General features: G+C 52.2%; 19 protein-coding genes. 9 read left to right on the top strand and 10 right to left on the bottom strand.

What is annotated here, in order from left to right:
• Positions 1-83 precede the first annotated feature (83 nt).
• Positions 84-2,342 carry a YccS family putative transporter gene (gene yccS, locus BZG23_RS04900; RefSeq protein WP_077606300.1) on the bottom strand — a complete coding sequence of 753 codons (2,259 nt, stop codon included), beginning with the start codon at positions 2,340-2,342 and terminating at the stop codon, positions 84-86.
• 244 nt (positions 2,343-2,586) lie between these two features.
• Between yccS and helD the strand changes: the two genes are divergently transcribed.
• Positions 2,587-4,662: a DNA helicase IV gene (gene helD, locus BZG23_RS04895; RefSeq protein WP_077606299.1), complete on the top strand. Its 2,076-nt coding sequence runs from the start codon at positions 2,587-2,589 to the stop codon at positions 4,660-4,662.
• A gap of 51 nt (positions 4,663-4,713) precedes the next feature.
• Here the strand turns inward: helD and BZG23_RS04890 are convergent, their stop codons facing one another.
• Positions 4,714-5,169 (bottom strand): methylglyoxal synthase, encoded by a 456-nt coding sequence (locus BZG23_RS04890; RefSeq protein WP_046073377.1) that lies wholly within the window; start codon positions 5,167-5,169, stop codon positions 4,714-4,716.
• A 317-nt stretch (positions 5,170-5,486) separates the two neighbouring features.
• Between BZG23_RS04890 and BZG23_RS04885 the strand changes: the two genes are divergently transcribed.
• Both BZG23_RS04885 and BZG23_RS04880 read left to right on the top strand, forming a co-directional pair.
• On the top strand, positions 5,487-5,972 hold the full coding sequence (locus BZG23_RS04885; protein WP_077606298.1) for a hypothetical protein: 486 nt from the start codon (positions 5,487-5,489) through the stop codon (positions 5,970-5,972).
• Between the two features lie 29 nt (positions 5,973-6,001).
• Positions 6,002-7,117, top strand: coding sequence for an endonuclease/exonuclease/phosphatase family protein (locus BZG23_RS04880; RefSeq protein WP_077606297.1), 1,116 nt, complete (start codon positions 6,002-6,004; stop codon positions 7,115-7,117).
• Here BZG23_RS04880 and BZG23_RS04875 read toward each other — a convergent pair.
• Both BZG23_RS04875 and BZG23_RS04870 read right to left on the bottom strand, forming a co-directional pair.
• Positions 7,114-7,986: a ferric iron reductase gene (locus BZG23_RS04875; protein WP_077606296.1), complete on the bottom strand. Its 873-nt coding sequence runs from the start codon at positions 7,984-7,986 to the stop codon at positions 7,114-7,116. The two genes, BZG23_RS04880 and BZG23_RS04875, sit on opposite strands and share 4 nt — an antisense overlap.
• 180 nt (positions 7,987-8,166) lie before the next feature.
• Positions 8,167-8,778 carry a YitT family protein gene (locus tag BZG23_RS04870; protein ID WP_046073373.1) on the bottom strand — a complete coding sequence of 204 codons (612 nt, stop codon included), beginning with the start codon at positions 8,776-8,778 and terminating at the stop codon, positions 8,167-8,169.
• A 229-nt stretch (positions 8,779-9,007) separates the two neighbouring features.
• Between BZG23_RS04870 and BZG23_RS04865 the strand changes: the two genes are divergently transcribed.
• The 5 genes from BZG23_RS04865 (at position 9,008) to BZG23_RS04845 (ending at position 15,341) form a co-directional block, all read left to right on the top strand.
• Positions 9,008-9,721 (top strand): GntR family transcriptional regulator, encoded by a 714-nt coding sequence (locus BZG23_RS04865; protein WP_077606295.1) that lies wholly within the window; start codon positions 9,008-9,010, stop codon positions 9,719-9,721.
• Between the two features lie 37 nt (positions 9,722-9,758).
• The gene (gene prpB, locus BZG23_RS04860) at positions 9,759-10,628 is read left to right on the top strand and encodes a methylisocitrate lyase (RefSeq protein WP_046073371.1); all 870 of its coding nucleotides are present in this window, start codon (positions 9,759-9,761) and stop codon (positions 10,626-10,628) included.
• A gap of 116 nt (positions 10,629-10,744) precedes the next feature.
• A complete protein-coding gene (gene prpC / locus BZG23_RS04855; RefSeq protein WP_077606294.1) occupies positions 10,745-11,896 on the top strand; it encodes a bifunctional 2-methylcitrate synthase/citrate synthase in 1,152 nt (383 codons plus the stop codon).
• A gap of 43 nt (positions 11,897-11,939) precedes the next feature.
• The gene (locus BZG23_RS04850; RefSeq protein WP_077606293.1) at positions 11,940-13,391 is read left to right on the top strand and encodes a bifunctional 2-methylcitrate dehydratase/aconitate hydratase; all 1,452 of its coding nucleotides are present in this window, start codon (positions 11,940-11,942) and stop codon (positions 13,389-13,391) included.
• A gap of 66 nt (positions 13,392-13,457) precedes the next feature.
• On the top strand, positions 13,458-15,341 hold the full coding sequence (locus BZG23_RS04845; protein ID WP_077606292.1) for a propionyl-CoA synthetase: 1,884 nt from the start codon (positions 13,458-13,460) through the stop codon (positions 15,339-15,341).
• Between the two features lie 81 nt (positions 15,342-15,422).
• Here the strand turns inward: BZG23_RS04845 and BZG23_RS04840 are convergent, their stop codons facing one another.
• From BZG23_RS04840 to BZG23_RS04830, 3 genes are all read right to left on the bottom strand, one after another.
• Positions 15,423-16,403, bottom strand: coding sequence for a sensor domain-containing diguanylate cyclase (locus BZG23_RS04840; RefSeq protein WP_077606291.1), 981 nt, complete (start codon positions 16,401-16,403; stop codon positions 15,423-15,425).
• Positions 16,404-16,533: 130 nt separating this feature from the next.
• Positions 16,534-17,721 (bottom strand): class I SAM-dependent methyltransferase, encoded by a 1,188-nt coding sequence (locus BZG23_RS04835; RefSeq protein ID WP_077606290.1) that lies wholly within the window; start codon positions 17,719-17,721, stop codon positions 16,534-16,536.
• 127 nt (positions 17,722-17,848) lie between these two features.
• Positions 17,849-19,222, bottom strand: a complete 1,374-nt coding sequence (locus BZG23_RS04830; protein ID WP_077606289.1) for a methyl-accepting chemotaxis protein — start codon at positions 19,220-19,222, stop codon at positions 17,849-17,851.
• Positions 19,223-19,303: 81 nt separating this feature from the next.
• Between BZG23_RS04830 and yccX the strand changes: the two genes are divergently transcribed.
• Complete coding sequence (yccX, locus tag BZG23_RS04825) at positions 19,304-19,576, top strand: acylphosphatase (RefSeq protein WP_077606288.1); 273 nt, start codon at positions 19,304-19,306, stop codon at positions 19,574-19,576.
• 95 nt (positions 19,577-19,671) lie between these two features.
• On the opposite strand, the gene BZG23_RS04820 is transcribed toward yccX, so the two are convergent.
• From BZG23_RS04820 to BZG23_RS04810, 3 genes are all read right to left on the bottom strand, one after another.
• On the bottom strand, positions 19,672-20,001 hold the full coding sequence (locus tag BZG23_RS04820) for a TusE/DsrC/DsvC family sulfur relay protein (protein WP_025672953.1): 330 nt from the start codon (positions 19,999-20,001) through the stop codon (positions 19,672-19,674).
• A gap of 226 nt (positions 20,002-20,227) precedes the next feature.
• Positions 20,228-20,896, bottom strand: a complete 669-nt coding sequence (locus BZG23_RS04815; RefSeq protein WP_046073363.1) for a Bax inhibitor-1/YccA family protein — start codon at positions 20,894-20,896, stop codon at positions 20,228-20,230.
• A gap of 207 nt (positions 20,897-21,103) precedes the next feature.
• On the bottom strand, positions 21,104-22,381 hold the full coding sequence (locus BZG23_RS04810; protein WP_077459433.1) for an NRAMP family divalent metal transporter: 1,278 nt from the start codon (positions 22,379-22,381) through the stop codon (positions 21,104-21,106).
• Positions 22,382-22,825: the final 444 nt, after the last annotated feature.

Here is a 22,825-nt window from a genome sequence, read left to right as displayed (position 1 = left end):
ATAACCGTCCTGTTAACTCAGCAATAACCGCGCCTTTTACGTGACAGTGCCGAGCTAACCCTGTGTAACCGCTTTTCTTCCTTTTAGGCGCGACTTTGCTTAAGTGCTTGCTGGCGCAGTGTTTCTGTCAAACTATTGAGCTCAGGCAACATGCGTCGAATTAAGTGTAGCTGTTGCAGCACCATGCTTAGCGGCGCGTTATCAACAGGCGCATACGAAGGTGATTGCGATGCGGTAGCGTCATTGGCGTGGTGCTCATCAATGCTCACAGGCTCGCCTGCGGGTGTCTTGGTGCCAGTGGATGGTACTTGGGTGGGTAACTCTGCTGGCAATGCTTGACCCAAACGCTCAGTCAGTGTGTTAAGTGATTGATGAATCTCACGATGGAGTTGCGCCATTTTTTGGTGATTAACTTCATCATCCATGCGACTACGGTGCGCGCCGAGGGCCGAAATATAGCTCAACATTGCGTTGTTTAAACACAAGAACCGGAAGGTCTCTTCGATATTGGTGCGATAGCGTCCAGGCTCCACCAGCATGTTACTGATAGCGGTGGTGAGCTCGGCATCGGCATTGTGGGCGTGACGTCGAGCGATACGATAAGCCAGGTTGTCGCGCTTACCGACGCGGTATTGCGCAATCACATGAGCAAGATAGTCTCGATTGGCTTGCAAGGCTTCGGTCATGATCCCGCGCAAACGGTGTGCTTGCCAGTCGGGTAACACGTAACGGACGGCCGCGACGGCAATCAAGCTACCAATGACGGTATCGCCAAGGCGGGGAAGAATAACAGCGAAGCCTTGGCCGAATTGGCTAAAGCACATTAATACCAACAGCGTAATAAACAAGGTTGCGAGGGTGTATTGCACGGTGCGAAATGCGAAAAAGAGCACACCGGTGATCACCATCAACGCCAGTTGACTGCTGGGATCTGGAAAGAGATAGAGCGCCGGTACGCCCAAGAGTAGACCGGCGACGGTGCCCAATACTCTCTCTTTAAGCTTACTGCGGGTGGCTGAATAGTTGGTTTGGCACACGAACTGAATGGTCATCAAAATCCAAAAACCGTGCTCTAGCGAAAGCCCTTGGATCAGGGCGTAGCCGGTCAATAACGATAAAGATAGGCGAACAGCATGACGAAACCGCAATGATTTGACCGTGAGCTGTCGACGAATGCGGTAAGCCATTTCCCCCAACGAGTGTGCATCAGGGTCGGCCAGTTCACTTTCTTGCAGATTGTCCGTGCTGGCTAAGTGGCTCAAGCTGGCGAGTTGTTGTTCTACTGTTTCCAAGTTTTTGTAGAGAAAATCGAGTTGCTGCAGCAGTGCGAGGCGAGTGCTGTCTTGTTCCTCTTGTGCGGATAAATAGGCCATCGATTGTTTGATTGCCATGAGGGCTTGCTGGCCTGTTTTCGGATGCCGGTAGTGTGTACCGATTGACATGGCTTGAGCGACATCCCGGCAGGCTTGAGCTTGCGCGTTTAATAAGGCTTCAAAGCGAAAGAGGATATCGGAATGGAAAAAATGCGCCGCCAGATCTTGGTAACGATAATGGGATGAACTGACACGCTCGTGAATATCTTGGGCAATGAAATAGGTTTGTAGCAAGGTTTGATGCCGCTGTGTGAGTCGGCCACGGCGCGCGCGTGTCAGCAATGACGCTTTTGCTTGGTTTAGCGCCGCCACCACTTGGGCATTTTGGTTAGCGGCGGCGATACGCGTCGGCTGCGGAACCAATTCAGCCACCGGATGAAATAAACGGGATTTGGTTTCCATGTACGTCGCCGTTTGACGAAAAACCGCCGCGAGCCGGTGCTGCACAGGGCGGTGAGGCCAAATGAGGATCCATACTAGCGATAGCAGCCCATACCAGAGTGCGCCTGACAGCAGCATCATAGGTTGCAACCACATATCACTGCCTTGCTCCATTCCCAGCATGGTATAAACCGCGAGAAGCAAAGAGGCAAAGGCAATGGTGCCATAGCGCTCACCGATCGCACCCAGCATGATAAAACCGAAACTCGATAGTGTGAGACCAATGGCAAATAACCAAGGCGTGTCGTAAAGCAGTTCGACAGAAAAGGCGGCGACCGTGAAGCAAACGAGTGTGACGCCAAGTGCTCGTATCCGCCCCCAAAAGTGGTCATCCACTTCTGCCAACGCCGAGGCAATCACGCCCAACACCAGCGGTGTGACAATATCCGTACGGTCTGCATACCCCGCATAAAGCGCTACCCCCATTAGGGCGATAAGGACGCGAATGCTGTCATTAATACGATGGTTCGCCCAATACTCACGCACGGCGAGCGGCAGGAAAGGTAAACGTGGCAGAGAAAGAGACATAAATAACGGTGATCGGCCAACAATGCTGGCAAGATAGCAGAAACGGGACCAGAAACTAAGCCTCAATCGGGTATTTTGTCATGGATTAAGAAAATGGTTGCGGCAGGTCAATTTCGCGTTGTCAGCGCAGTGCGTAGGCAGTGGCATCTCGCTAGTGAATTGATTTATCAAGCCTTGAGAAGTAGCATGCCAAGCATCTTTTTAGGGCACAACGCGTGCGCTATTCGCTGAATAACGTTGAGATATGAAACTTACAGCCAATCGCTGGGCACAATGGCTTGTTTACGGCGATCATTATAGCTTGCAGCTTGAAGATGATGGCTTACTGCTCGAATCTCGTCATCATCGACAATACATTCCTTTCTCGGCATGGGATGGGCAGCTAACGGTATCGCGTGGGTTGCTGTGGGGGACGATTTCCCTGACCGGTTATACCGATGAGGGCGACCCACTGCCATTCGAGGTCTTTGGCTTGCCATGGGATCACGCCCAACAGGCGGGACAAACTATCTATCGCCACTATCAAGCCTATATCGCCCGTTATCAAAAACGGCTGGCAATGATACGCCCCAGTTTACTGGCTGAGCTTGATGCACTGGTGAATGCGCCCGGTTATGCACGTGTCACACAATTACGCACCGCGCAGCAAACAGTATTGAATAAGCTGGAAGGCGAGGGGATACCCGTCTCATTCTTAGCCAATTTGGACGAAAGCCTTGCCACCACGTTAGCGCCTGTGTTGCAGGCCGATTCAAGCTGGCTGAAAGCCCGCAATCAACAGTGGCAAGCGGCGATGCTTAATCAGTGGCAAACCTGGTTTGATCAGGTTGAGTCGTCGCCTTTGAATGCGGGACAGCGCGAGGCCGTGCTGACTGATGAATCTCATACCTTGGTGGTGGCTGGGCCCGGAAGCGGTAAAACCAGCGTGTTGGTAGCACGCGCCGCCTACTTGATTGAAAGCGGTCAAGCCAAGCCTGAGCAGCTTTTGTTGCTTGCCTTTGGTCGAGATGCCGCCACCGAGCTCAAAACTCGGATTAAGACCAAAACGGGCCATGAAGTGAATGTAACCACCTTCCATGGTTTTGCCCGCCAGCAACTTGCTGAACACCAAGGACAGGCGCCGATTATTTCTCCACTCGCCAGTGATGAGACGGCGAAATCGGCATGGCTGACCCAAACACTCGCCGAACACTGGCAACAGTCCTCTACCCGTAAAGCATGGGACAAATTACATCAGCAGCACGCACTACCACTTGATGATAATGCTGAGCTCAGCGCCTGTGCCCATGAAAACCGGTTGCACACCTGGATTTGGTCGCGTCTTTCTCGAGTGATCCAAGCCAATACCACCAAGCGCGCCCTGACCGATAGATTGGCGAGCTTTGATGAGCAGAGTGCGTTAAAAAATGAACTGGCGGTGATTTGGCCGTTGTACCAAGCCTACAAACAGGCGCTAAAAGCGGAGAGCGCTGTTGACTTTGACGGCTTGATCGCAAAAGCCACCAAGTTGTTTCAGCAGCGAAAATTCGTCACGCCTATTCAGTTTGTGATGGTCGATGAATACCAAGACATCTCCCCGGCACGGTTGGCGATGCTCGAGGCACTGTGTCACGGTAAAACGGACAGTGAAACCCAATCACCACGCGCCTCCTTGTATACCGTGGGGGATGATTGGCAAGCCATTTATCGCTTTGCCGGTGCCGATGTTAGTTTAACCACCGAGTTTGCACAGCGTTTCGGTGACAGTGAAATTTGCTGGCTGACCACCTGTTATCGCTACCCGTCTACCTTGGGAGATGTGGCACAACAATTCATTGGCCAAAACCCTAAACAGCTCAGCAAACAATTAGATTACGCGCGAGACAAGGCATCGACGAAAACACCCAAAGCGATCAAGGTGATCACTGACGATAAGCTAGAAAAGACACTGGCAAGCTTAGAGAAAAAGCATGCTAAGGCGGCGCAAGCTGTGAGTGTGATGATGATTGGTCGCACGCATGCCATCCGTCCTGACGCACTAGAAAGCTGGCAGAATGCGTATCCTTCATTGGCGCTTCGCTATACCACCGCACACGCCAGCAAGGGCCAAGAAGCCCACTATGTGTTTATCCTCGGCATGGATGATGGCGTATTTCCCGCCAAACCACGCTCGCTTTCACTCGATGAGGCGTTACTGGGAAAAAATGAAGAGCCGATTGAGCACGCGGAAGAACGACGACTGTTTTATGTCGCCCTGACACGCGCACAAAAACAAGTGTGGCTAGTACACCAAAAAGGCCATGCCTCATCATTTGTTGAGGAGCTCAAAGGGTATCTCTAGAAGGTGTATAACCCACACTGTCAGCGAACGACTCACAGCGTGGGGCAAGCACTACAAACGCTCGTCTAAATAGGCTTGATAATCGGGGATTTGAACATCCACCTCTTGCCCGAACAGCGGGGAGGTAATCAGAAAGCGGGCGGTTGAGCGATTGGTGGCAACGGGAATGTTCCAAACCGTGCTGACACGCAGTAGTGCTTTGACATCTGGGTCGTGTGGCACGGCATTGAGCGGATCCCAAAAGAAAATCATCGCATCAATTTTTTGTTCAGAAATCATCGCACCGAGTTGCTGATCGCCACCCATTGGGCCGCTGATAAGCGGAGTGATTTTTAATCCGGTTTCTCGCGCAAGAATATGCCCCGTGGTGCCAGTAGCATAAAGCTCATGCTGACTCAGTATCTCTTTATTTTCTTGTACCCACTCGCTCAAGGCGTTTTTGTAGTGATCGTGCGCCACTAACGCCACGTGTTTACGCGCAAGCATGGTGCGAGACGTTTGCTTCATACCTATCATCCCTCGTTAACAAGGTGGTTGCTATCAAACTGCGTGATGCAGCATTTACCGAAGCCTAAATCAATCCGGCGATGAAATATATCGTACAACGGTCAAACTCCGACGGTCACTTGTCAGAATTATCACATTACCAATAAAAAAATAGCCAAGCAGATGAAATAACATCTATTTTTTCACCCACTTGTTAATCAAGCACGCAAAAGTAGCGCGACAACCCGTCCAAGTAGCAACAAAAAGGCTACAGTTAGGTAATCAGGCAATGGAAGTGCCTAGTCATGCAGGAGTGTTTATGAGCAAGGAGTACGCGTATGTGGGTGACACTGGATTTTGAAGCATCCGGTTTGTCGTTAGTGTCTTACCCGATAGAGGTCGGGTACGTGTTACCAAATGGCGACAGTGATAGTTTTTTGATTGACCCTTCCACCGCCAGTGGCCATTGGAACCACTGGGACAAAGAAGCCGAAACCCGAATTCATGGGATCTCCCGCGAGCGCCTTTTTAGTGAAGGGATGAGTGTGTTAGAAGTATGCCAGCACCTTAACCAAACCCTTGCCCCCTTTGAACATGTATTGTGCGACAGCCAGTGGGATCTGTTTTGGATGGGGCGGCTTTACAAAGCCTGCTACATGCGTCCTTCATTCACCCTAATGGAGGTGAATCAATGGCTAAAAAAGCACAGCGATCTCGATCGGCGCGATTTTAGTCGCGAAATGGAGGCTTTGGGGCCGACACCGCATCGAGCAGAAGAAGATGCGCGGCAAATTCGTCGCGCCCTCGATAGCTTGTTAAAATAGGGGTTCTTTCAGCACATTATCGGGATGTCATGACAGCACCTTCAAGCCTTAGGTTGGCACAATTCAACCTGTCTCTAGCCGGACGTCAGGCCGGTGACATTAAAGCACAGATGTTAGCGCCCACCCCCAGCCGACAAATTAGAAATCTCGCCGCGACCCTACAACGAGTGCGTCCTGATGTGGCGGTGCTTTGCGAGTTTGAWCATCCGGGCAGCGGTGGCGACGATGGTGCGCTCGCCGCATTTTGTGAGCGGCATTTGGCTCAATCGCAACACGGTGAAACGCCGATTGATTATCCGTATCGCTATTTGCCGGCCACCAATACAGGCTTAAAATTAACGGTGCCGGTCAGTGAGCACCAACGCTTAAATCGTGCCCAGCAATGCCATGGCTTTGGCGACTATCATGGTCAATTTGGCTATGTGATTTTATCGCGTTATCCTATCGAAGATGCCGCAATTCGCACTTGGCAGCACTTTGCGTGGCATCAATTGCCTCGCCATCAGCTTCCTGCGAAGTATTACACCGAACAAGCACAACAGGCGCTGCGTCTCGCCTCAAAAAACTTGGTGTCAGTGCCGATACGGGTTGGCGAACATCGAATACAAGTGGTGGCCTGTCATCCCACACCGCCCGTGTTTGATGGACCGGAAAAGCGTAACTGGCGGCGCAACAGTGATGAAATTCACCAACTGATTGGCCTTTTAGACAACGCCGATTGGCTGGTGGACGACAAGGGCGTCCACGGCGGGCTTGCTTCCGAGACGCCGTTTGTGGTGATTGGCGATTTAAATGCGGATCCGAGCTATGGCGATGGGGATAAGCAAGCCATTGGCGCTTTGCTCAATCATCCGCGTGTGCATCCTGAGGTCGCTGTCGGCGCACAGGTGCCAAAAAGTGAGGCGGCACTGTCTCACGCCTTTCGCTTTATCGATGGGAAAGGGCGGGCAATCGCCACCCACAACGGCGGGCTGCGCCTTGATTATGTCCTACCTTCGCGAGAGCTCGCGGTGCAAGCCTCCGGCGTATTTTGGCCTGCGCCTGATGATGCCGACTACCCACTGATTTGTGATAAAAACGGCCAAGAAAATGCGCGTGCTCACTCCGATCATCGTCTTGTTTGGGTCGATGTGGCGCTGAGTTAGCGAGGCTGCGTGTCCAGCGCCACGCCTTCACGCTGACACGCGACTTCCGCGAGACGCTTAGCTTGTTCGTCAGGCTTTAAAAAGCAGCAGGTTGAGCAATAACTGTGATCATCGACGGTAAAGATCCGGCAGCAGCCGCCGCGTAGACGGAAGCTATGGGTTTGCAGCACGGTTTGGGTGTCATTCGGGTCGTAGACGGTGACATCGTGAAAGCCACTGCGCTTACTATAAAGTGGGGTGCCGCGTTGATGGACGATCGACAGCGCCGCGTCACGCGCGGCTTGCTCACAATTACGATGTTTACCCACCATCAAAAAGGCAATACAGATTGAATCGGCAACCACTTTCCAAAGTGGTCCTTCACGCATGCCACTTTGCTCCGCCACCGCGTCGACGATGGGCGAAAAATGCCGTAACAAGGCACCATGTAAAATAGCCTGCCAATCCTTTGCCGCAGGCTGTTCCCAACCAATCAAGGCATTGAGATAAAAATGCGGCTTGTGATAAACGAGCTCTTCGCCGTTCGGTTTAGTGACACGGGTAGGCTCGTATTTAACTTGCCAGTTATCTAAGTCCAGCGAGGGAAGCTGTCCAGCCTGTAGCCAGCTTGCCAGCACCGGAAGCAAAAATTCATAGGCATAGGCGCCAATAAAAAGTGTGCCCTGGGCGCGGTTATCTGCATCGCCATAGGTGGCGTTGACGGCGGAAAAACACTGCGTCAATCCGTGCTCAGTCGTGAGCTGTTCTTGAAGTGATGTGCCCACTACATCATCTGGGATCACAGACAAGCCTAAAGCAGCGGGGAAAGGGGACAGTGCAACCGTGGCGGGCAGTGGTAACACATCAACGCTAGGATCGGCCGCGTTCATCAACACTCCTTTATGATAGGCGCCAAAAAAGCGAAATTTAGCATGTACGGCAATCAATTGTAAGAGTGATTCGTATTTAGGTATGCGAGTGGCGACGATGGCACGAATAACACGCCAGACGTAAGCGGATGGAGCCTGAGGGAAGAGAGGCGAAAACTCGCCTCTCAACACTCACCGCCATTATGCGGTTGAAGGAGGCTGGACTTGATAGCGTCCAGGCTTGTGGTTCATGGCCAGCACGAGATTGGTGGTAATCGCCGCGGCGACAGATAAGGCTATCAGCCATGGGTCAACGATCATCAGCGACAACACCACAATCGAGCAATCCAACGCCATTTGTACTTTCCCAGCGCGAATACCAAATCGTTGCTGTAAGAACAACGCCAAGGTGTTAAATCCGCCCAAGCTGCATTGATGGCGGAACATCACCAGCATGCCCATGCCAATTAAGCCGCCGCCAAACAGCGCCGCATACACAGGATGAATGCTGTTGATAGTTAATACGGCGCTTAGATGATCCGCACCGAATGAAACGATGCTGACCGCAACCAAGGTACTGATGGTGAAGCGTTTGCCCATTTGGGTGTAGGCGAGCCAATAAAAAGGCAGGTTGATCACGAAGAAAAGCTCACCAAAGCTGAAATCGGTGATCCGTTGTAAAAAGAGTGCTAGCCCAGCGGTACCGCCGGTCAGTAACCCCACTTGATTGAAAAAGAAGATGCCGAGTGACACCAAACTACTGCCAATCAGTAGCGCTAATGCGTTTTCACGCTTGGAATGATTTCTATCCATATTTGCGTTCTATCCCTATTAAAACGACCGCTACACCATACGCCGTTGTTCGGATAGGTCGAGTCAAACGCTCGTTTGATAACAAGTGAATAACAACTCAATGCGTACATTATCATTTACGTTGTGGCTTTGATCACGATAAAAGTCGGTGTCTACAGACCAAAGTCTAATCCACATTGTCTACAATATTGTTCTATTCTGGCTTTATTGAAGTTTTTAGGCGGTTTTTATGTCTTTATTGTCGACAAATGATCAATTTCTCGAGCAGAGCGTGCAAGCGGCGCAGCTTGAGTCACGAGAGCCCACCAAGTCAGCCAGTCTGACCGAGCAACTTATCGAGGCGATTGTCACCGGCACTTATCCAGCGGGCACCAAGGTATCGGAAGCGGGGTTGGCTGCTGCATTTGGCGTCAGCCGAGGGCCACTGCGTGAAGCCATGATGCGGGTCGAAGCCCTGGGATTGGTAGAGCGTGTGCCACATGTGGGGGCAAGGGTAGTGACTCTCACGCATCGTCAACTGGCTGAGATTTATGCGGTGCGAGAAGCGTTAGAAGGTATGGCCGCAAGACTGGCTTGCGCGCACATCACTGATGAGGAAATTGAGCAGTTAAGTGCAGTGCTCGACACCCACCATGCCTATATCGAACGGGTGGAGGGGGCGGCCTACTTTCACCAACAAGGCGATTTTGATTTTCATTATTGCATCATCAAAGCCAGTCATAACCAGAAACTGATCAACCTGTTGTGCGGTGAGTTGTACCACTTGCTGCGGATGTACCGCTTTCAATCGCCCCGGGCACATTCTCGCCCCCAGCAAGCATTGCAAGAGCACATGCAGATTTTGGCGGCAATTCGAGAGCGCGATGCCGAGTTGGCCGAAATGCTGATGCGTCGTCATATTCAGCGCAGTCGCCAACTGATTGAACAGCAAATTACCGATTAACTAATCTGCTAAGCCATGAGTTCACAAGGAGAATACTATGAGTGCAGGTGCACGTTTTCGCCAAGCGGTGCGCAACAATATTCCGCTGCAAGTCGTCGGCACAATCAACCCCTATTGCGCCATGATGGCAGAGCGAGTGGGGCATCAAGCCATTTACCTCTCTGGAGGTGGAATTGCCAATGCCTCTTATGGCTTACCGGATTTGGGGATCACGACTCTCAACGACGTTTTGGAAGATGTCCGCCGGATCACCGCAGCAACCGACGTGCCCTTACTAGTGGATATTGATACCGGCTTTGGCGGCGCGCTCAATATTGCTCGCACCATTCGCGAAATGGAGCGAGCCGGTGCAGGCGCGGTGCATATGGAAGATCAAGTGGCGCAAAAGCGCTGCGGTCATCGCCCTAACAAAGAAATTGTCAGCCAAGCCGAAATGGTCGACCGCATTAAAGCCGCGGTGGATGCGCGCACCGATCCTGAGTTTGTGATCATGGCGCGCACCGACGCCTTGGCGGTGGAAGGTATGGACAGTGCTGTCGCCCGCGCCAGAGCGTACGTAGAAGCAGGGGCGGACATGATTTTCCCCGAAGCCATGCAAACACTCGAGCAGTACCAAGCCTTTGTCGAGCAAGTAAAGGTGCCGGTGCTGGCGAATATCACCGAGTTTGGTCAAACCCCACTGTTTACCAGTCAAGAGCTGGCGGGCGTCGGGGTCAGCATGGTGCTGTATCCGCTCTCTGCGTTTCGTGCCATGAACCAAGCCGCCCTCAATGTGTATCAACACTTGCTGGATGATGGCCACCAGAAAAACGTGGTCGACACCATGCAAACCCGTGATGCGCTCTATGACTTCTTGGGGTATCACGCCTACGAACAACAATTGGATCGCTTATTTGGAAAAGAGTGATCACGGACGCACACCCTCGGTGTGAAAACGTCGGTTAAGCCACACTGGAATTATCGCCACGTTCACGGATTCATGCAGCGGTTGAATCTGATGGCATCAAAGGAAAGGAGCCAATCATGACAAATGTCGCCGTCGCACCCAAAGACAAAGCCATCTCCGGCGCGGGCCTTCGTGGTCAAAGTGCCGGCACCACCGCCTTGTGTACGGTGGGACAAACCGGTACTGGATTAACCTATCGCGGTTACGACATTACCGATTTAGCCAATCACGCCCAATTTGAGGAAGTCGCTTACCTGCTACTCAAAGGCCAACTTCCCAATCGCCAAGCGCTCGCCGATTACACAGAAACCTTGGTCGGCAAGCGGGGATTGCCTAACGCCTTAAAGGCCGTGCTGGAGCGAATTCCTGCCAATGCGCACCCCATGGATGTGATGCGTACTGGTTGCTCGATGCTGGGTAACTTGGATCAAGAAACCGACTTTAGTGAGCAAGCGGATAAAACCGATACGCTGTTGGCGATGTTACCGGCCATTATCTGCTATTGGTACCGCTATTCGCATGATGGTGTACGAGTCGATACCTATCAGCCGGAGGTGAAAAGCATTGGCGGTTACTTCCTCAAAATGCTCACTGATGAAACGCCGTCGCCACTGCATGAATCCGTGATGCATTGCTCGCTGGTGCTGTATGCCGAGCATGAGTTCAATGCTTCGACCTTTACCGCGCGTGTGTGTGCGTCCACTTTGTCCGATTTGCACTCTTGCATTACCGCCGCCATCGGCAGCTTGCGCGGCCCATTGCATGGCGGCGCCAATGAAGCGGCGATGGCGATGCTCGAGCAGTGGCGCACGCCTGACGAAGCTGAAGCCGGGCTAATGCAAATGCTCGCCAACAAAGACAAAGTGATGGGCTTTGGCCATGCGATTTACCGTGAATCAGACCCCCGCAATGCGCTTATTAAGCATTGGTCGAAACAGCTTGCCGAAAACGCACCGGACGCTTGGCTTTATGACGTGTCTGAGCGGGTTGAGCAGGTGATGAAGCGCGAAAAAGGCTTGTTCCCCAATGCCGATTTTTATCACGCATCGGCCTACCACTTTATGGGGATCCCGACCAAATTGTTTACCCCGATTTTTGTTATGAGCCGAGTGACGGGCTGGGCGGCGCATGTGTTTGAGCAGCGCGCTAATAACCGCATTATTCGCCCCAGTGCCGATTACGACGGCCCTGAGCACCAAGATTGGCTACCAATCGATCAGCGCCCCTAATCAGCGCGCATTCACCCGATTGAAATCACAGAAGGAATTGACCATGAGCAACAACGTAGAACTGAACCAGCGCCCCGACCCCGATGCCTTATTGGTGCAAATTGCTGATTATGTCGATAGCACGCCGATTGCCTCGGCAGAAGCCTACAACACCGCGCGTAACTGTTTGATGGATACCCTTGGCTGCGGCTTGCTGGCGCTACGTTTCCCTGAATGTACCAAACACCTGGGTCCACTGGTGCCGGGGACGACTGTGCGCCATGGCGCGCGTGTGCCGGGCACCTCCCACGAGCTTGATCCGGTCACTGCCGCGTTTAACATCGGCTGTATTATTCGCTGGCTCGATTTTAACGATACTTGGCTCGCCGCGGAGTGGGGCCATCCGTCCGATAACCTAGGTGGAATTTTGGCCACCGCCGATTACTTAAGCCGCGTGGCCGTGGCCGAAGGCAAACCGCCGCTTACCATGCGCGATGTATTGACCGCGATGATCAAAGCCCATGAGATCCAAGGCGTGCTTGCCCTTGAGAATAGCTTTAACCGCGTCGGGCTCGATCACGTTTTATTGGTGCGCGTGGCATCAACGGCTGTGGTCACCAAAATGCTGGGCGGTAATCGGGAGCAGATTATTGATGCCGTCTCTCAAGCTTGGGTAGATGGTTGTGCGCTGCGCACTTATCGCCATGCGCCGAACGCCGGTTCACGCAAATCGTGGGCGGCGGGCGATGCCACCTCCCGCGCGGTGCGGTTGGCGATGATCACCATGAAAGGTGAAATGGGCTTGCCGTCGGTACTCAGCGCACCCAAGTGGGGCTATTACGATGTGCTGTTTAACGGTAATCCCTTTAGTATCAAACAAGACTTTGCCAGCTACGTGATGGAAAACGTGTTGTTTAAGATTTCCTTCCCAGCAGAGTTTCATGCCCAAACGGCGGTGGAAGCGGCGGTCACCCTGCATTCACAGGTGAAAGACCGTGTGGATGAGATTGAACGTATTGAAATCACCACCCATGAATCGGCCATTCGCATCATTTCTAAAGAAGGGGAGTTGGCTAACCCGGCTGACCGTGACCACTGCCTGCAATACATGGTGGCAGTGCCACTGCTATACGGCAATCTAGTGGCCGAGCATTACGAAGACGCCTTCCATCACGCCGACCCGCGTATTGATGCGCTACGGCAAAAAATGGTGATCAAAGAAGACCCACGCTACAGCGCGGAATACCTTGAAGCCGACAAGCGCTCGATTGCTAATGCGATCCAAATCTTCTTTACCGATGGCAGCAGTACTGAACAAGTCGCGGTGGAATACCCAATTGGTCACCGCCGCCGTCGCGAAGAAGGGATCCCTGTGCTGGAGCAAAAATTCCGCGCTAACTTGGCGACCCGGTTCCCGCAAGCACAGAGCGAAAAAATCGCTGCCTTGTGTAGCGACCAGGCCGCGCTGGAGAAAACCCCAGTGCACACGTTTATGTCTCTGTTTGTGATTAACTAAGCACGTTATTAAACACGTTGCTTGCTAACTCATCGCTCGCTCATGGCGGGCGATAAGGAGCCGCTTATGCAAGAAGCCAGTTATCAACACCATGCGGATTGGGCTAGCCGCGATCCCGAGGGTTTTTGGCAGGCGCAGGCCAAACAGCTCGATTGGTTTACCTTTCCACAAACCATTCTTAGCAAAGATGACAATGGCATTGAGCGCTGGTTTGCCGATGGCACTATGAACACCGCGTATATGGCGCTTGATGCTCATGTCGAGCAAGGTCGAGGCGAACAAACTGCACTTATTTACGACTCCCCGGTCACCGACAAAAAAACCACCTACACCTATGCCGCGCTGCGTGACTACGTGGCGAAAGTTGCGGGCATGCTGGCAGGGCTAGGGGTTGAAAAGGGGGATCGCGTGGTGATTTATATGCCCATGATCCCAGAAGCGACCGTGGCCATGCTCGCTTGCGCACGGCTTGGGGCGATCCACTCGGTGGTGTTTGGTGGCTTTGCCCCGAACGAGCTGGCGGTAAGGATTGAAGACGCGGAGCCTAAGGTGGTACTTACCGCCTCATGCGGCATTGAGGGCGCGAAAACCTTGGCCTATAAGCCGATGGTTGATCAAGCCATCATGGACAGTCGCTACAAACCCGACCATGTGGTGGTCTATCAACGTGCGATGTGTCGTTCTAATTTAGACAATCCGCGTGATGCTGATTGGGCGGCGCTATTGGCTGAAGCTACTCCTGCGGCGCCGGTGCCCGTTAATGCTACGGATCCTTTGTATATCCTTTATACCTCCGGCACCACGGGCAAACCCAAAGGCGTAGTGCGTGACAATGGCGGCCATGCGGTAGCGATGAAGTACAGCATGAGCGCGATTTACAACGTCAAACCCGGTGAAGTGTTTTGGGCCGCTTCGGATGTCGGCTGGGTAGTGGGGCACTCGTATATTGTCTATGCCCCTTTGCTACACGGCTGCACCACGGTGATGTTTGAAGGCAAACCCGTCGGCACACCGGATGCGGGGGCGTTTTGGCGTGTGTGTGATGAGTATAACGTCAGCATCTTGTTCTCGGCGCCTACCGCCTTTCGGGCGATTAAAAAGCAAGATCCAAACGGTGAGCACCTGGCGCGTTATCCGATGACATCGTTACGCACGGTGTTTATGGCCGGCGAGCGGCTTGACCCACCGACATTGGAATGGGTAGAAGAAAAGACCCAGCGACCCGTGGTGGATCACTGGTGGCAAACTGAAACCGGCTGGGCGATTGCAGGCAATCCATTAGGGTTAACCTGTTTTGCGACCAAGCCTGGCTCGGCAACCATGCCAAGCCCGGGGTATCAGGTGTGTATTCTCGATGAAATGGGCGATCCTGCGGCGCCAAACCAGCAAGGATATATTGCCGTGAAGCGTCCCCTGCCGCCCAGCTGCCTGCCCACGGTGTGGCGCAACCACGATCGCTTTGAAGCCGGCTATCTCAGCCAGTTCCCCGGTTACTATGTCTCTGGTGATGGGGGCTACATGGACGAAGATGGCTATGTGTTTGTGATGGGACGGATAGATGATGTGATTAACGTCGCGGGCCACCGCTTATCGACCGGAGAAATGGAAGAAGTACTGGGTAGCCATGAAGCGGTCGCCGAATGTGCAGTGGTGGGCATGCACGATGAGCTCAAAGGCCAATTGCCGCTCGGCTTGGTGGTACTGAAAGATGGTTTTGTCTCTGTGAGTGGCGAGATCGAACAGGAGTTAGTTCAGCGTGTGCGGGATCAAATTGGCGCGATCGCTTGCTTTAAAAAAGCGGTTATCGTCGATAAGTTGCCCAAAACACGGTCAGGGAAAATATTACGTCGCATTATTCGCCAAATGGCGGATGGCGAGGCTTATCACGTGCCCTCGACGATTGATGATCCGAGTAGTTTGGAGACCATCGCCTCGGCGCTTTCACACTAGATGCAAAGGCTGTGAGTACTATCGACAACGCGTGGCACCTTTGTGTGCCACGTTTTTTATTCGTTTACACGTCTACACCGCTTAGGACTCATCACCGTTGTGGGCTTTTTGACGCATTTTTTGTTGATACATCTTGGTATCCGCTTCATCCAACAAGTCATCTAAACCGCGGTGCGAGGTGGCTGAGCTGGTCGCAATGCCTTGGCTAAATGAGAGAGGATACGTGTGCCGGTTGATTTGATTAAATCGTTCAACCACCCCAGCAAAACGCTCGAGGGCATTCTCCGCTTCTTGACGACCCGCACCATAGAGAAACACCACAAACTCGTCCCCACCAAAGCGGGCGAACACATCCGATTCGCGCATATTGGCGCGCAGCAAGTTGGCTAAGTGAGATAACGCGATATCCCCTTCAGCATGGCCGTAGGTATCATTAATCGCTTTAAAGTTATTTAAGTCCAAAAAAGCTAATGAATAGGGAGCATTAATTGACTGGCAATGCTGTACCGCTCGGCTCGCCAGTTGCATAAAACCGCGTCGATTAGAAATGCCTGTAATGTCGTCAGTGTAAGCGGTATGTGCCGATGACAACTCACTTTCCGCGAGTAGCGCCAGATCTTTTAAAAAGCGCACGTCCTCTTGGCTAAAACGTCTTGGCTGGGTATCAATAACACAGAGTGTGCCGATATTGGTGCCATCACTAAGAGAAAGCGGGTGCCCGGCATAAAAGCGGATATGCGGGTCACCAGTCACCAAAGGGTTATCGGCAAAACGTGGATCGGCACTGGCGTCTTGAACCACAAACGGCTGATTGCCCAAAATGGCATGGCCGCAAAAAGAAATATCGCGGGAAGTTTCGCGCACAGTCAGGCCAAAGCAGGATTTAAACCACTGACGATCGTTGTCGATTAAGCTAACGAGGGCGATCGGGACGTTGAATAAACGTTTTGCTAAGCGAGTGATACGGTCAAAGCGCTCTTCGTCTTCGGTATCTAGCAGGCCCGTTTCTTCTAGTTTTTTTAAACGCTGATCTTCATCTTGTGGCTTAATGGGACTGAGCATTCATACACTCCTGTTGCTGGCTCTCTAAACGCTGACTCTCTAAATACAGTAGAGGCGCTAGACAGAAGTGTCTAGGTCAGAAGACGACATAGGTCGCCTGCTGACACAAAAGTGCGATACTGCTTGCGACTTATTGCACCAAGCAGGCAAACCCTTTCAGGTAAAAGCCTTCAGGATAAGCACTGTGAGTGGGATGATCCGCCGCTTGCGCAAAGCGTTCGATAAACTGCACGTTCTTACCGGCATCTAACGCCGCGTCCGCGAGGATCTTTTGGAACAGGCCCGCATCCATCAAACCCGAGCAAGAATAGCTGAGCAGTACACCACCCGGATTAAGAAGCTGCATGGCGAGCATATTGATATCTTTATAGCCGCGACATGCGCCGGTCAGTTGGGATTTCGACTCGGCAAACTTAGGTGGGTCCATCACAATCACGTCAAAGCGCTCGCCTTGTTCGCGATAAGTGCGCAGCAGCTTGAACACATCGGCATTGACAAATTCCGCGCGGGTGAGGTCAAAGCCGTTTCGGGCGGCATTGGCTTTCGCTTTGTCGAGCGCAGGCTGTGACACATCAACATTAGTGACATGTTTGGCATTGCCTTTTTGCGCATACAAGCCAAAGCCGCCCGTATAACAAAAGCAGTTTAAGACCCGTTTGCCATCCATGTATTTCACCGCTTGTTCGCGACTATCACGCTGGTCGAGATAAAAACCGGTTTTGTGGCCGTTGGTAATATCAACCTCAATTGCCACGCCATTTTCTTCGATGATGACAGAGGCAGGCGGCTCCTCACCGTGTAAAACGCCAGTGCGCGGTTTAAGGCCTTCTTTTTTACGAATGGCCACATCGGAGCGCTCATAGATATGGCACTCTGGAAACTCGGTGCGTAGGGCGGTGACCAGATTATCACGCTGGGCATCCGCGCCGGCGCTGAGCAATTGGCACACCAAGTAGTTATCGTATTTATCCACGGTAATACCGGGGACACCGTCTGACTCGGCGGCTAAGAGACGATAACCGGTTAAGCCATCACGCTCGGCGAGCATGGTACGTAGCGGTTTTGCCGCACGAATACGGGCAAGGAAAAAGTCACTGTCGATGGGGGTTTTTTCAAAGCACCACATGCGTACCCGAATTTGCGATTGTGGCGAGAACGCGCCAAGGCCTAAAAACTCGCCTTGATGATCGCAGACAGTGACAGTGTCACCTAAACCTGGCTTTCCTTCAATACGGGCAATACCGCGCGAGAAAATCCAGGGGTGGCGGCGTTTGATAGATTTATCGCGGCCTTTGGCGAGATACACAGTGGCAGTCATGATGGTGTCCTAACGAGGCAAAGCAAAAAAGGGCGGGTATTGTCGAGCAAGGTCAGGGGGATTGCAATAAAAACGCGCCCAGAGAAGGGCGCGTGATTACAAGCGTGAGGGGGGTAGACTCAGGCGTTTAGGTACGAAGCCCTGCCACTAAGGTTTTCAGCTGATGAGCTTGTGCGCCCAGCTCGCTGACTTCGGTGGCAGAATCACGCAGCATTTGTGCCACTTGTGTGGACTGACTGCGTACCTGTTCGACGTCTTGTGAAATTGTGCCCGCGACATTGCCTTGCTGTTCGGCAGCGGCCGCAATCTCGGTGCTGCGATCGGCGATAGTGCCACTGCGCTCAGCGATTTGGCTGATTTCGGTATCAATTTCTTGCACCGCCGCCTCGCTGGCTGACGCATTTTCAACCGTGCCTTCCATCACGCGGCGCAGATCCGCGGTATGCGCTTGCAGTGATTCAATCATAGACTGAATATCAACCGTTGACTCTTGGGTGCGACTGGCCAGTGTACGTACTTCATCGGCCACCACCGCAAAGCCGCGGCCTTGTTCACCGGCACGTGCCGCTTCAATCGCCGCATTCAGCGCCAACAAGTTGGTTTGTTCACTGATGCCATTGATGGTGGTCACCACGGTGCCAATTTGCTCGGCGTTTTTGCTCAGCTCGCTGACTTTATCCGCCGCTTGGGCAATTTCGCTGGCAAGGCCGTTAATCGCGGCCATGGTTTGCTGGACTTGCTGACGTCCTTGGTTCGCCGCTTCGGTGGCCTCTTGCGTTTGGGTTGAGGTGTCCGTGGCATGGCTGGCCACTTCGCGAATCGAGCCTGCCATTTCTTCGGTGGCACTGGCCAGTGAATCAAGATACTGGCGCTGACTCTCACCCAAGGCTTCACTCTCATCGCTACGCTGCTGCAAGCTTGCTGACAAGCCATCCATCATTTCAGCGCTTTGTTGAATCGCCTTCACCAAGTTTTGCTCGCGCTCAAGCACTTTATCGATAGTGACGGCAATTTGGCTAAACTCATCACGAACAGGAATAAAGTTCATTCGGTAGCTCAGCTCACCATCTGCTAGCTTTAATAAGGCTTGGTTCATGGTGTACATCGCACCGCCAATAAAGGTCATGATGTAGTAAATCAGTACTGCAATCACCAGAACCATACCGATCAGTAGGCTCCAGTCGGTGGCGCTCATATGGCTAAACAGTGAGCCGTCAAGTTGATAGACAAGCTCATTACCATTGAACGTAAAACCGGTTTGCTGGTTATTGAGCAGGGTTTGTACCTCGCCTTTCGGGAGGTCGTATTTATCAACCATGGCTTGAATGGCTTGGCCTTCCGCTTCCATCTTGTGTGCCACACGGGTATCCGAGGCGGCATCCAAGGTAAGCGCAATCACAACCATTGCGAGCAAGGGGAGGAAAAAGATAAGGTAAAATTTTTCTTGTAGCCGAAGGTGGATAAAATATTTATCAATCCATCGAAACGCAACTTCTTTCATGACGCCATCCTGTCAAACGACTTGTCTCATGTAGCGTTATACAGGTGTCGTTTTGCAATGGGAATATAGGAGAGGTGACAGATGTCTCAAAAATGTGTCAAAGCCTATGTCACAGGTCACGTTCAGGGGGTTGGCTTTCGTTATCACACCGCCCATGAGGCGTTGAAGCTCTCATTAACCGGATACGCGAAGAACCTGCCGGATGGTCGCGTTGAGGTATTGGCTTGTGGACGCGAAGAGTCAGTGGATTCGTTAATGGCGTGGTTAGATAAAGGGCCACCGACGGCGGGCGTCGATCAGGTTGATCAAGAGGACGCGGAATGGCGCGCCGTTGATGGCTTTGCCATCTTGTAGCGCCTTAATAACAGGTCTCAATAGAAGAGAGCCTAGAGCCAATCGTTACATGCGCCGCGAAGGTGTGGCGGCGCTTGAGCTATCGGCCTCGGTGACTAGAGGCATTTCGCGGGCTTGGGTAAGCCTGCCAGCTTGGTGGCCTGTTTTGCCGGGCCTTTAGGGAACAGCTTAAACAAGTATTTGCTGTTACCTTTCTCTGGGCCGTATTCTTTTTCCATCGATTTAACCAACAAACGCACCGCCGGTGAGGTGTTGTACTCTTGATAGAAATGGCGGACGAAGTGAATCACTTCCCAATGGGCTTCGGTCAGCGCAATGTTTTCTTGTTCGGCAAGCAGCGGTACCAGGGCTTCGTGCCAATCATCCACATTTTTTAAATACCCTTGCGCATCCGTCGCAATGGTTTCACCTTCATACACCAGCATACTTTTACCTTTGTTCGTCATCTGACCGGACGTTATCGCTTTGATTGAGGCTGCAAAGCATAGCGAGCAGGGCGGGCGAGTGCAACTGGCGTTCACTGTGCCTGATGTGGCGCGCTTCACTGAGTGGGTGCGCCATTCAATCACACGCTTTTAGGGCTAAAAAAGCAGCCATAAAAAAAGCCGGCGCATGCCGGCTCTTTGTGACTTACGGTTTAAAGCACGAGGCTTAGTCGTCGTTCATAAAGCCAAGAATGCTCAGCATATGAACGAAGATGTTGAAGATGTTCAAGTACAGCGACACGGTGGCGCGAATGTAGTTAGTCTCGCCGCCATTAATGATGTTGCTGGTGTCATACAGAATGAAGGCTGAGAAAATCAGTACCGCGATGGTGCTGATTGCCAAGCTCAGCGCTGGGATCTGCAAGAAGATGTTCGCGACCATCGCCACCAGTAGAGCAATCACACCCGCGACCAAGAAACCACCCATGAAAGAGAAGTCTTTCTTAGAGGTAATGGCATACGCCGATAGGCCTAAGAACACCATACCTGTGGTCGCCAACGCCTGCATGACAATCCCTGGGCCGCTAGACAGGCTCAGGTAGTAGGTCAAGGTTGGACCGAGTGAGGCACCCAGTAAGCCGGTGAACACGAAGGTCCATACAATACCGGCGGAGGAGTTCATGGTGCGTGGTAGCACAAAGAACACGATCGCCAACGCACCTAGGGTCATACCTAGCGACATCATTGGGCCGATGCCGACAGCGATAGCGATAAAGGCCGCGATAGCACTGGTGATCAGTGTCATCGATAGCAGTGCATACGTATTACGTAGCACTTTGTTTGTAGATAACGCACTCTGCTGTGACTGGCTGTGCGAAACGATACGATCGTTCATAACGTTCTCCCGGTTGGGTTAACAATCCATTTTTATATACGACAGTTATGTGGGCAGTCGTTCACTTTTTCAAGCCACCCACGTCCTTAACCTAAACCACGACTGGCTTTTATAAGGTCAATAATACCTTATCCGCGCTCAACACCGATGGTGAAGTTGTAAAAGGATGTTAACCCAGCCCTTTAAGCGCGAACAAGGTAAACTTTGTTACATCAACCACTTCCACCAGACGAACACCGCCAAAAAGCCGAATAAATACACTAATCCAGTAATGGCTAGCGCACGCATCGCTTTGCTCATGGTCACTTCAGGCGGCAAGCGGTGCTTGGTCACCAAAATATAGTTCAACAGAGCGAAAAAGGGCGTGGTGACAAATGCCGCCACCATGGCGAAATCAAGCATGGTCAGCAGTGCGCCGGTCCAAAACGCCACAATCGCCAGTGCCAACACCGAGATCAGCATCATCCAACCTTGTGCGATGCCCGGGTGCGCCTCGGCTTCTGTTTGTTCACGCAACAAGCGTTGTGATTCTGATACGACCCGCGCATAGCCATCAATCACGGTAATGGTGCTGCCGAAAATACAGAAAAAGGCGACCACGGCAATCAAATAGCGCGACCATTCACCAATGGTGGCGGCGTACAGGCCCACTAACTGATGCGAAAAGCCGATACCCGATTGCTTTAACTCCACCCCGCTGCCGTGCAGAAGCAAGGCACCGAGTGATAAGAACACAATCGCCAACAGCGCGGTACCGATGTAACCGACGTTAAAATCAAACAGCGCCGCTTTGGCGTTAATCGGCTCAGATTGCGCTTTACGCTTGAGCCACACCGAGGTGATGCTAGATATTTCAATCGGAGCGGGCATCCAACCCATGGTCACCACGATAAAGCCGATGGCGGCGACAGACCAAATCGAGGGCGCATTGAAGTTGGGTTCAACCGCGACAGGATTCCCCACGGCAATCGTCACCGCCACTAAGGTGGCGCATGTCAGCGTCGCCATGATCACTTTTGATAAGGTATCCAGCGCTTTGTAATGCCCCGCAATCAAGATGACTAAGCAGGTGGCCACAATAATGCTCGAGAGCACCGTCAGTGAGAGATCAAACGGCACAAAATAGCTGAGCAAGCTGGCACTAAATAAGGTCAAGGCCGCGGTGTTAATCACCCCAGAGACCGCACTTAACGCGACAAACAGCCACAAATAAGGCCGACCTAAACGCGCATAGCCTTCGACCAAGGTTTCACCGGTTCCCGCGGTGTATTGTACGCCTGCTCGAAAAAAGGGGTATTTAAACAAGTTAACGAGCAGGATCAATGCCGCGAGTTGCCAGCCATAAATGGCTCCGGCTTTGGTCGAGGCAACAAGGTGAGAGCCGCCTACAGCTGCCGCGGCCATCATGATACCTGGCCCCAATGCGCGTAGACGTTGCATCACCGACAAGCTAGATCCTGCCTGATGCGAAGAGACGGTTTGCATGTGTGTTTCCTTTATTGTGGTTGCGTTGTTGTGTTTGCTTTGTTTTATGTTTTTTAGCGCTATTGCTTTTGTTTTTCCATTGAGGCTTATTTTTATCGCTTTACCTTCAATGATTTTGTCAATAGCCACCCATGAATATCATATGAGCCAAACGTGTCAACCAATCTTGCCAAATTTGTTAAGCGCAGGCGTGATGCAGGGTGTGAATGATAGACACCACCAAGGTGACACAAAAAGAGAGGGATAAACATCCGACCATTGTCTGAGAGACAAGACACAGCCAAAAAGACAGTTTGCAACCCTCTATAACCACTCAATAAGTGTGATCGAGCGTCAAATTCTGCTGGAAATGAGAGTTTAATCACACTAGAATGCTCGCCCAACATGTGCTCTTTGCGCAGCGATAGCCAAAGAGTGACTGTGTCGCGATTTGCGGCTGAAGAA

The organism is Salinivibrio sp. ML290, from assembly GCF_001995695.1.
Classification (GTDB): Bacteria; Pseudomonadota; Gammaproteobacteria; order Enterobacterales; family Vibrionaceae; genus Salinivibrio; species Salinivibrio siamensis.
Note: the sequence above shows the minus strand (reverse complement) of the source record. Positions and strands in the feature narration are given on the sequence as shown.

Bases quoted from the DNA above. Each gene is read 5' to 3' on its own strand.
- yccS (WP_077606300.1), bottom strand. From the start codon at position 2,342: ATGTCTCTTTCTCTGCCACGTTTACCTTTCCTGCCGCTCGCCGTGCGT.
- helD (WP_077606299.1), top strand. From the start codon at position 2,587: ATGAAACTTACAGCCAATCGCTGGGCACAATGGCTTGTTTACGGCGAT.
- BZG23_RS04890 (WP_046073377.1), bottom strand. From the start codon at position 5,169: ATGAAGCAAACGTCTCGCACCATGCTTGCGCGTAAACACGTGGCGTTA.
- BZG23_RS04885 (WP_077606298.1), top strand. From the start codon at position 5,487: ATGTGGGTGACACTGGATTTTGAAGCATCCGGTTTGTCGTTAGTGTCT.
- BZG23_RS04875 (WP_077606296.1), bottom strand. From the start codon at position 7,986: ATGAACGCGGCCGATCCTAGCGTTGATGTGTTACCACTGCCCGCCACG.
- BZG23_RS04870 (WP_046073373.1), bottom strand. From the start codon at position 8,778: ATGGATAGAAATCATTCCAAGCGTGAAAACGCATTAGCGCTACTGATT.
- BZG23_RS04865 (WP_077606295.1), top strand. From the start codon at position 9,008: ATGTCTTTATTGTCGACAAATGATCAATTTCTCGAGCAGAGCGTGCAA.
- prpB (WP_046073371.1), top strand. From the start codon at position 9,759: ATGAGTGCAGGTGCACGTTTTCGCCAAGCGGTGCGCAACAATATTCCG.
- prpC (WP_077606294.1), top strand. From the start codon at position 10,745: ATGACAAATGTCGCCGTCGCACCCAAAGACAAAGCCATCTCCGGCGCG.
- BZG23_RS04850 (WP_077606293.1), top strand. From the start codon at position 11,940: ATGAGCAACAACGTAGAACTGAACCAGCGCCCCGACCCCGATGCCTTA.
- BZG23_RS04845 (WP_077606292.1), top strand. From the start codon at position 13,458: ATGCAAGAAGCCAGTTATCAACACCATGCGGATTGGGCTAGCCGCGAT.
- BZG23_RS04840 (WP_077606291.1), bottom strand. From the start codon at position 16,403: ATGCTCAGTCCCATTAAGCCACAAGATGAAGATCAGCGTTTAAAAAAA.
- BZG23_RS04835 (WP_077606290.1), bottom strand. From the start codon at position 17,721: ATGACTGCCACTGTGTATCTCGCCAAAGGCCGCGATAAATCTATCAAA.
- BZG23_RS04830 (WP_077606289.1), bottom strand. From the start codon at position 19,222: ATGAAAGAAGTTGCGTTTCGATGGATTGATAAATATTTTATCCACCTT.
- yccX (WP_077606288.1), top strand. From the start codon at position 19,304: ATGTCTCAAAAATGTGTCAAAGCCTATGTCACAGGTCACGTTCAGGGG.
- BZG23_RS04820 (WP_025672953.1), bottom strand. From the start codon at position 20,001: ATGCTGGTGTATGAAGGTGAAACCATTGCGACGGATGCGCAAGGGTAT.
- BZG23_RS04815 (WP_046073363.1), bottom strand. From the start codon at position 20,896: ATGAACGATCGTATCGTTTCGCACAGCCAGTCACAGCAGAGTGCGTTA.
- BZG23_RS04810 (WP_077459433.1), bottom strand. From the start codon at position 22,381: ATGCAAACCGTCTCTTCGCATCAGGCAGGATCTAGCTTGTCGGTGATG.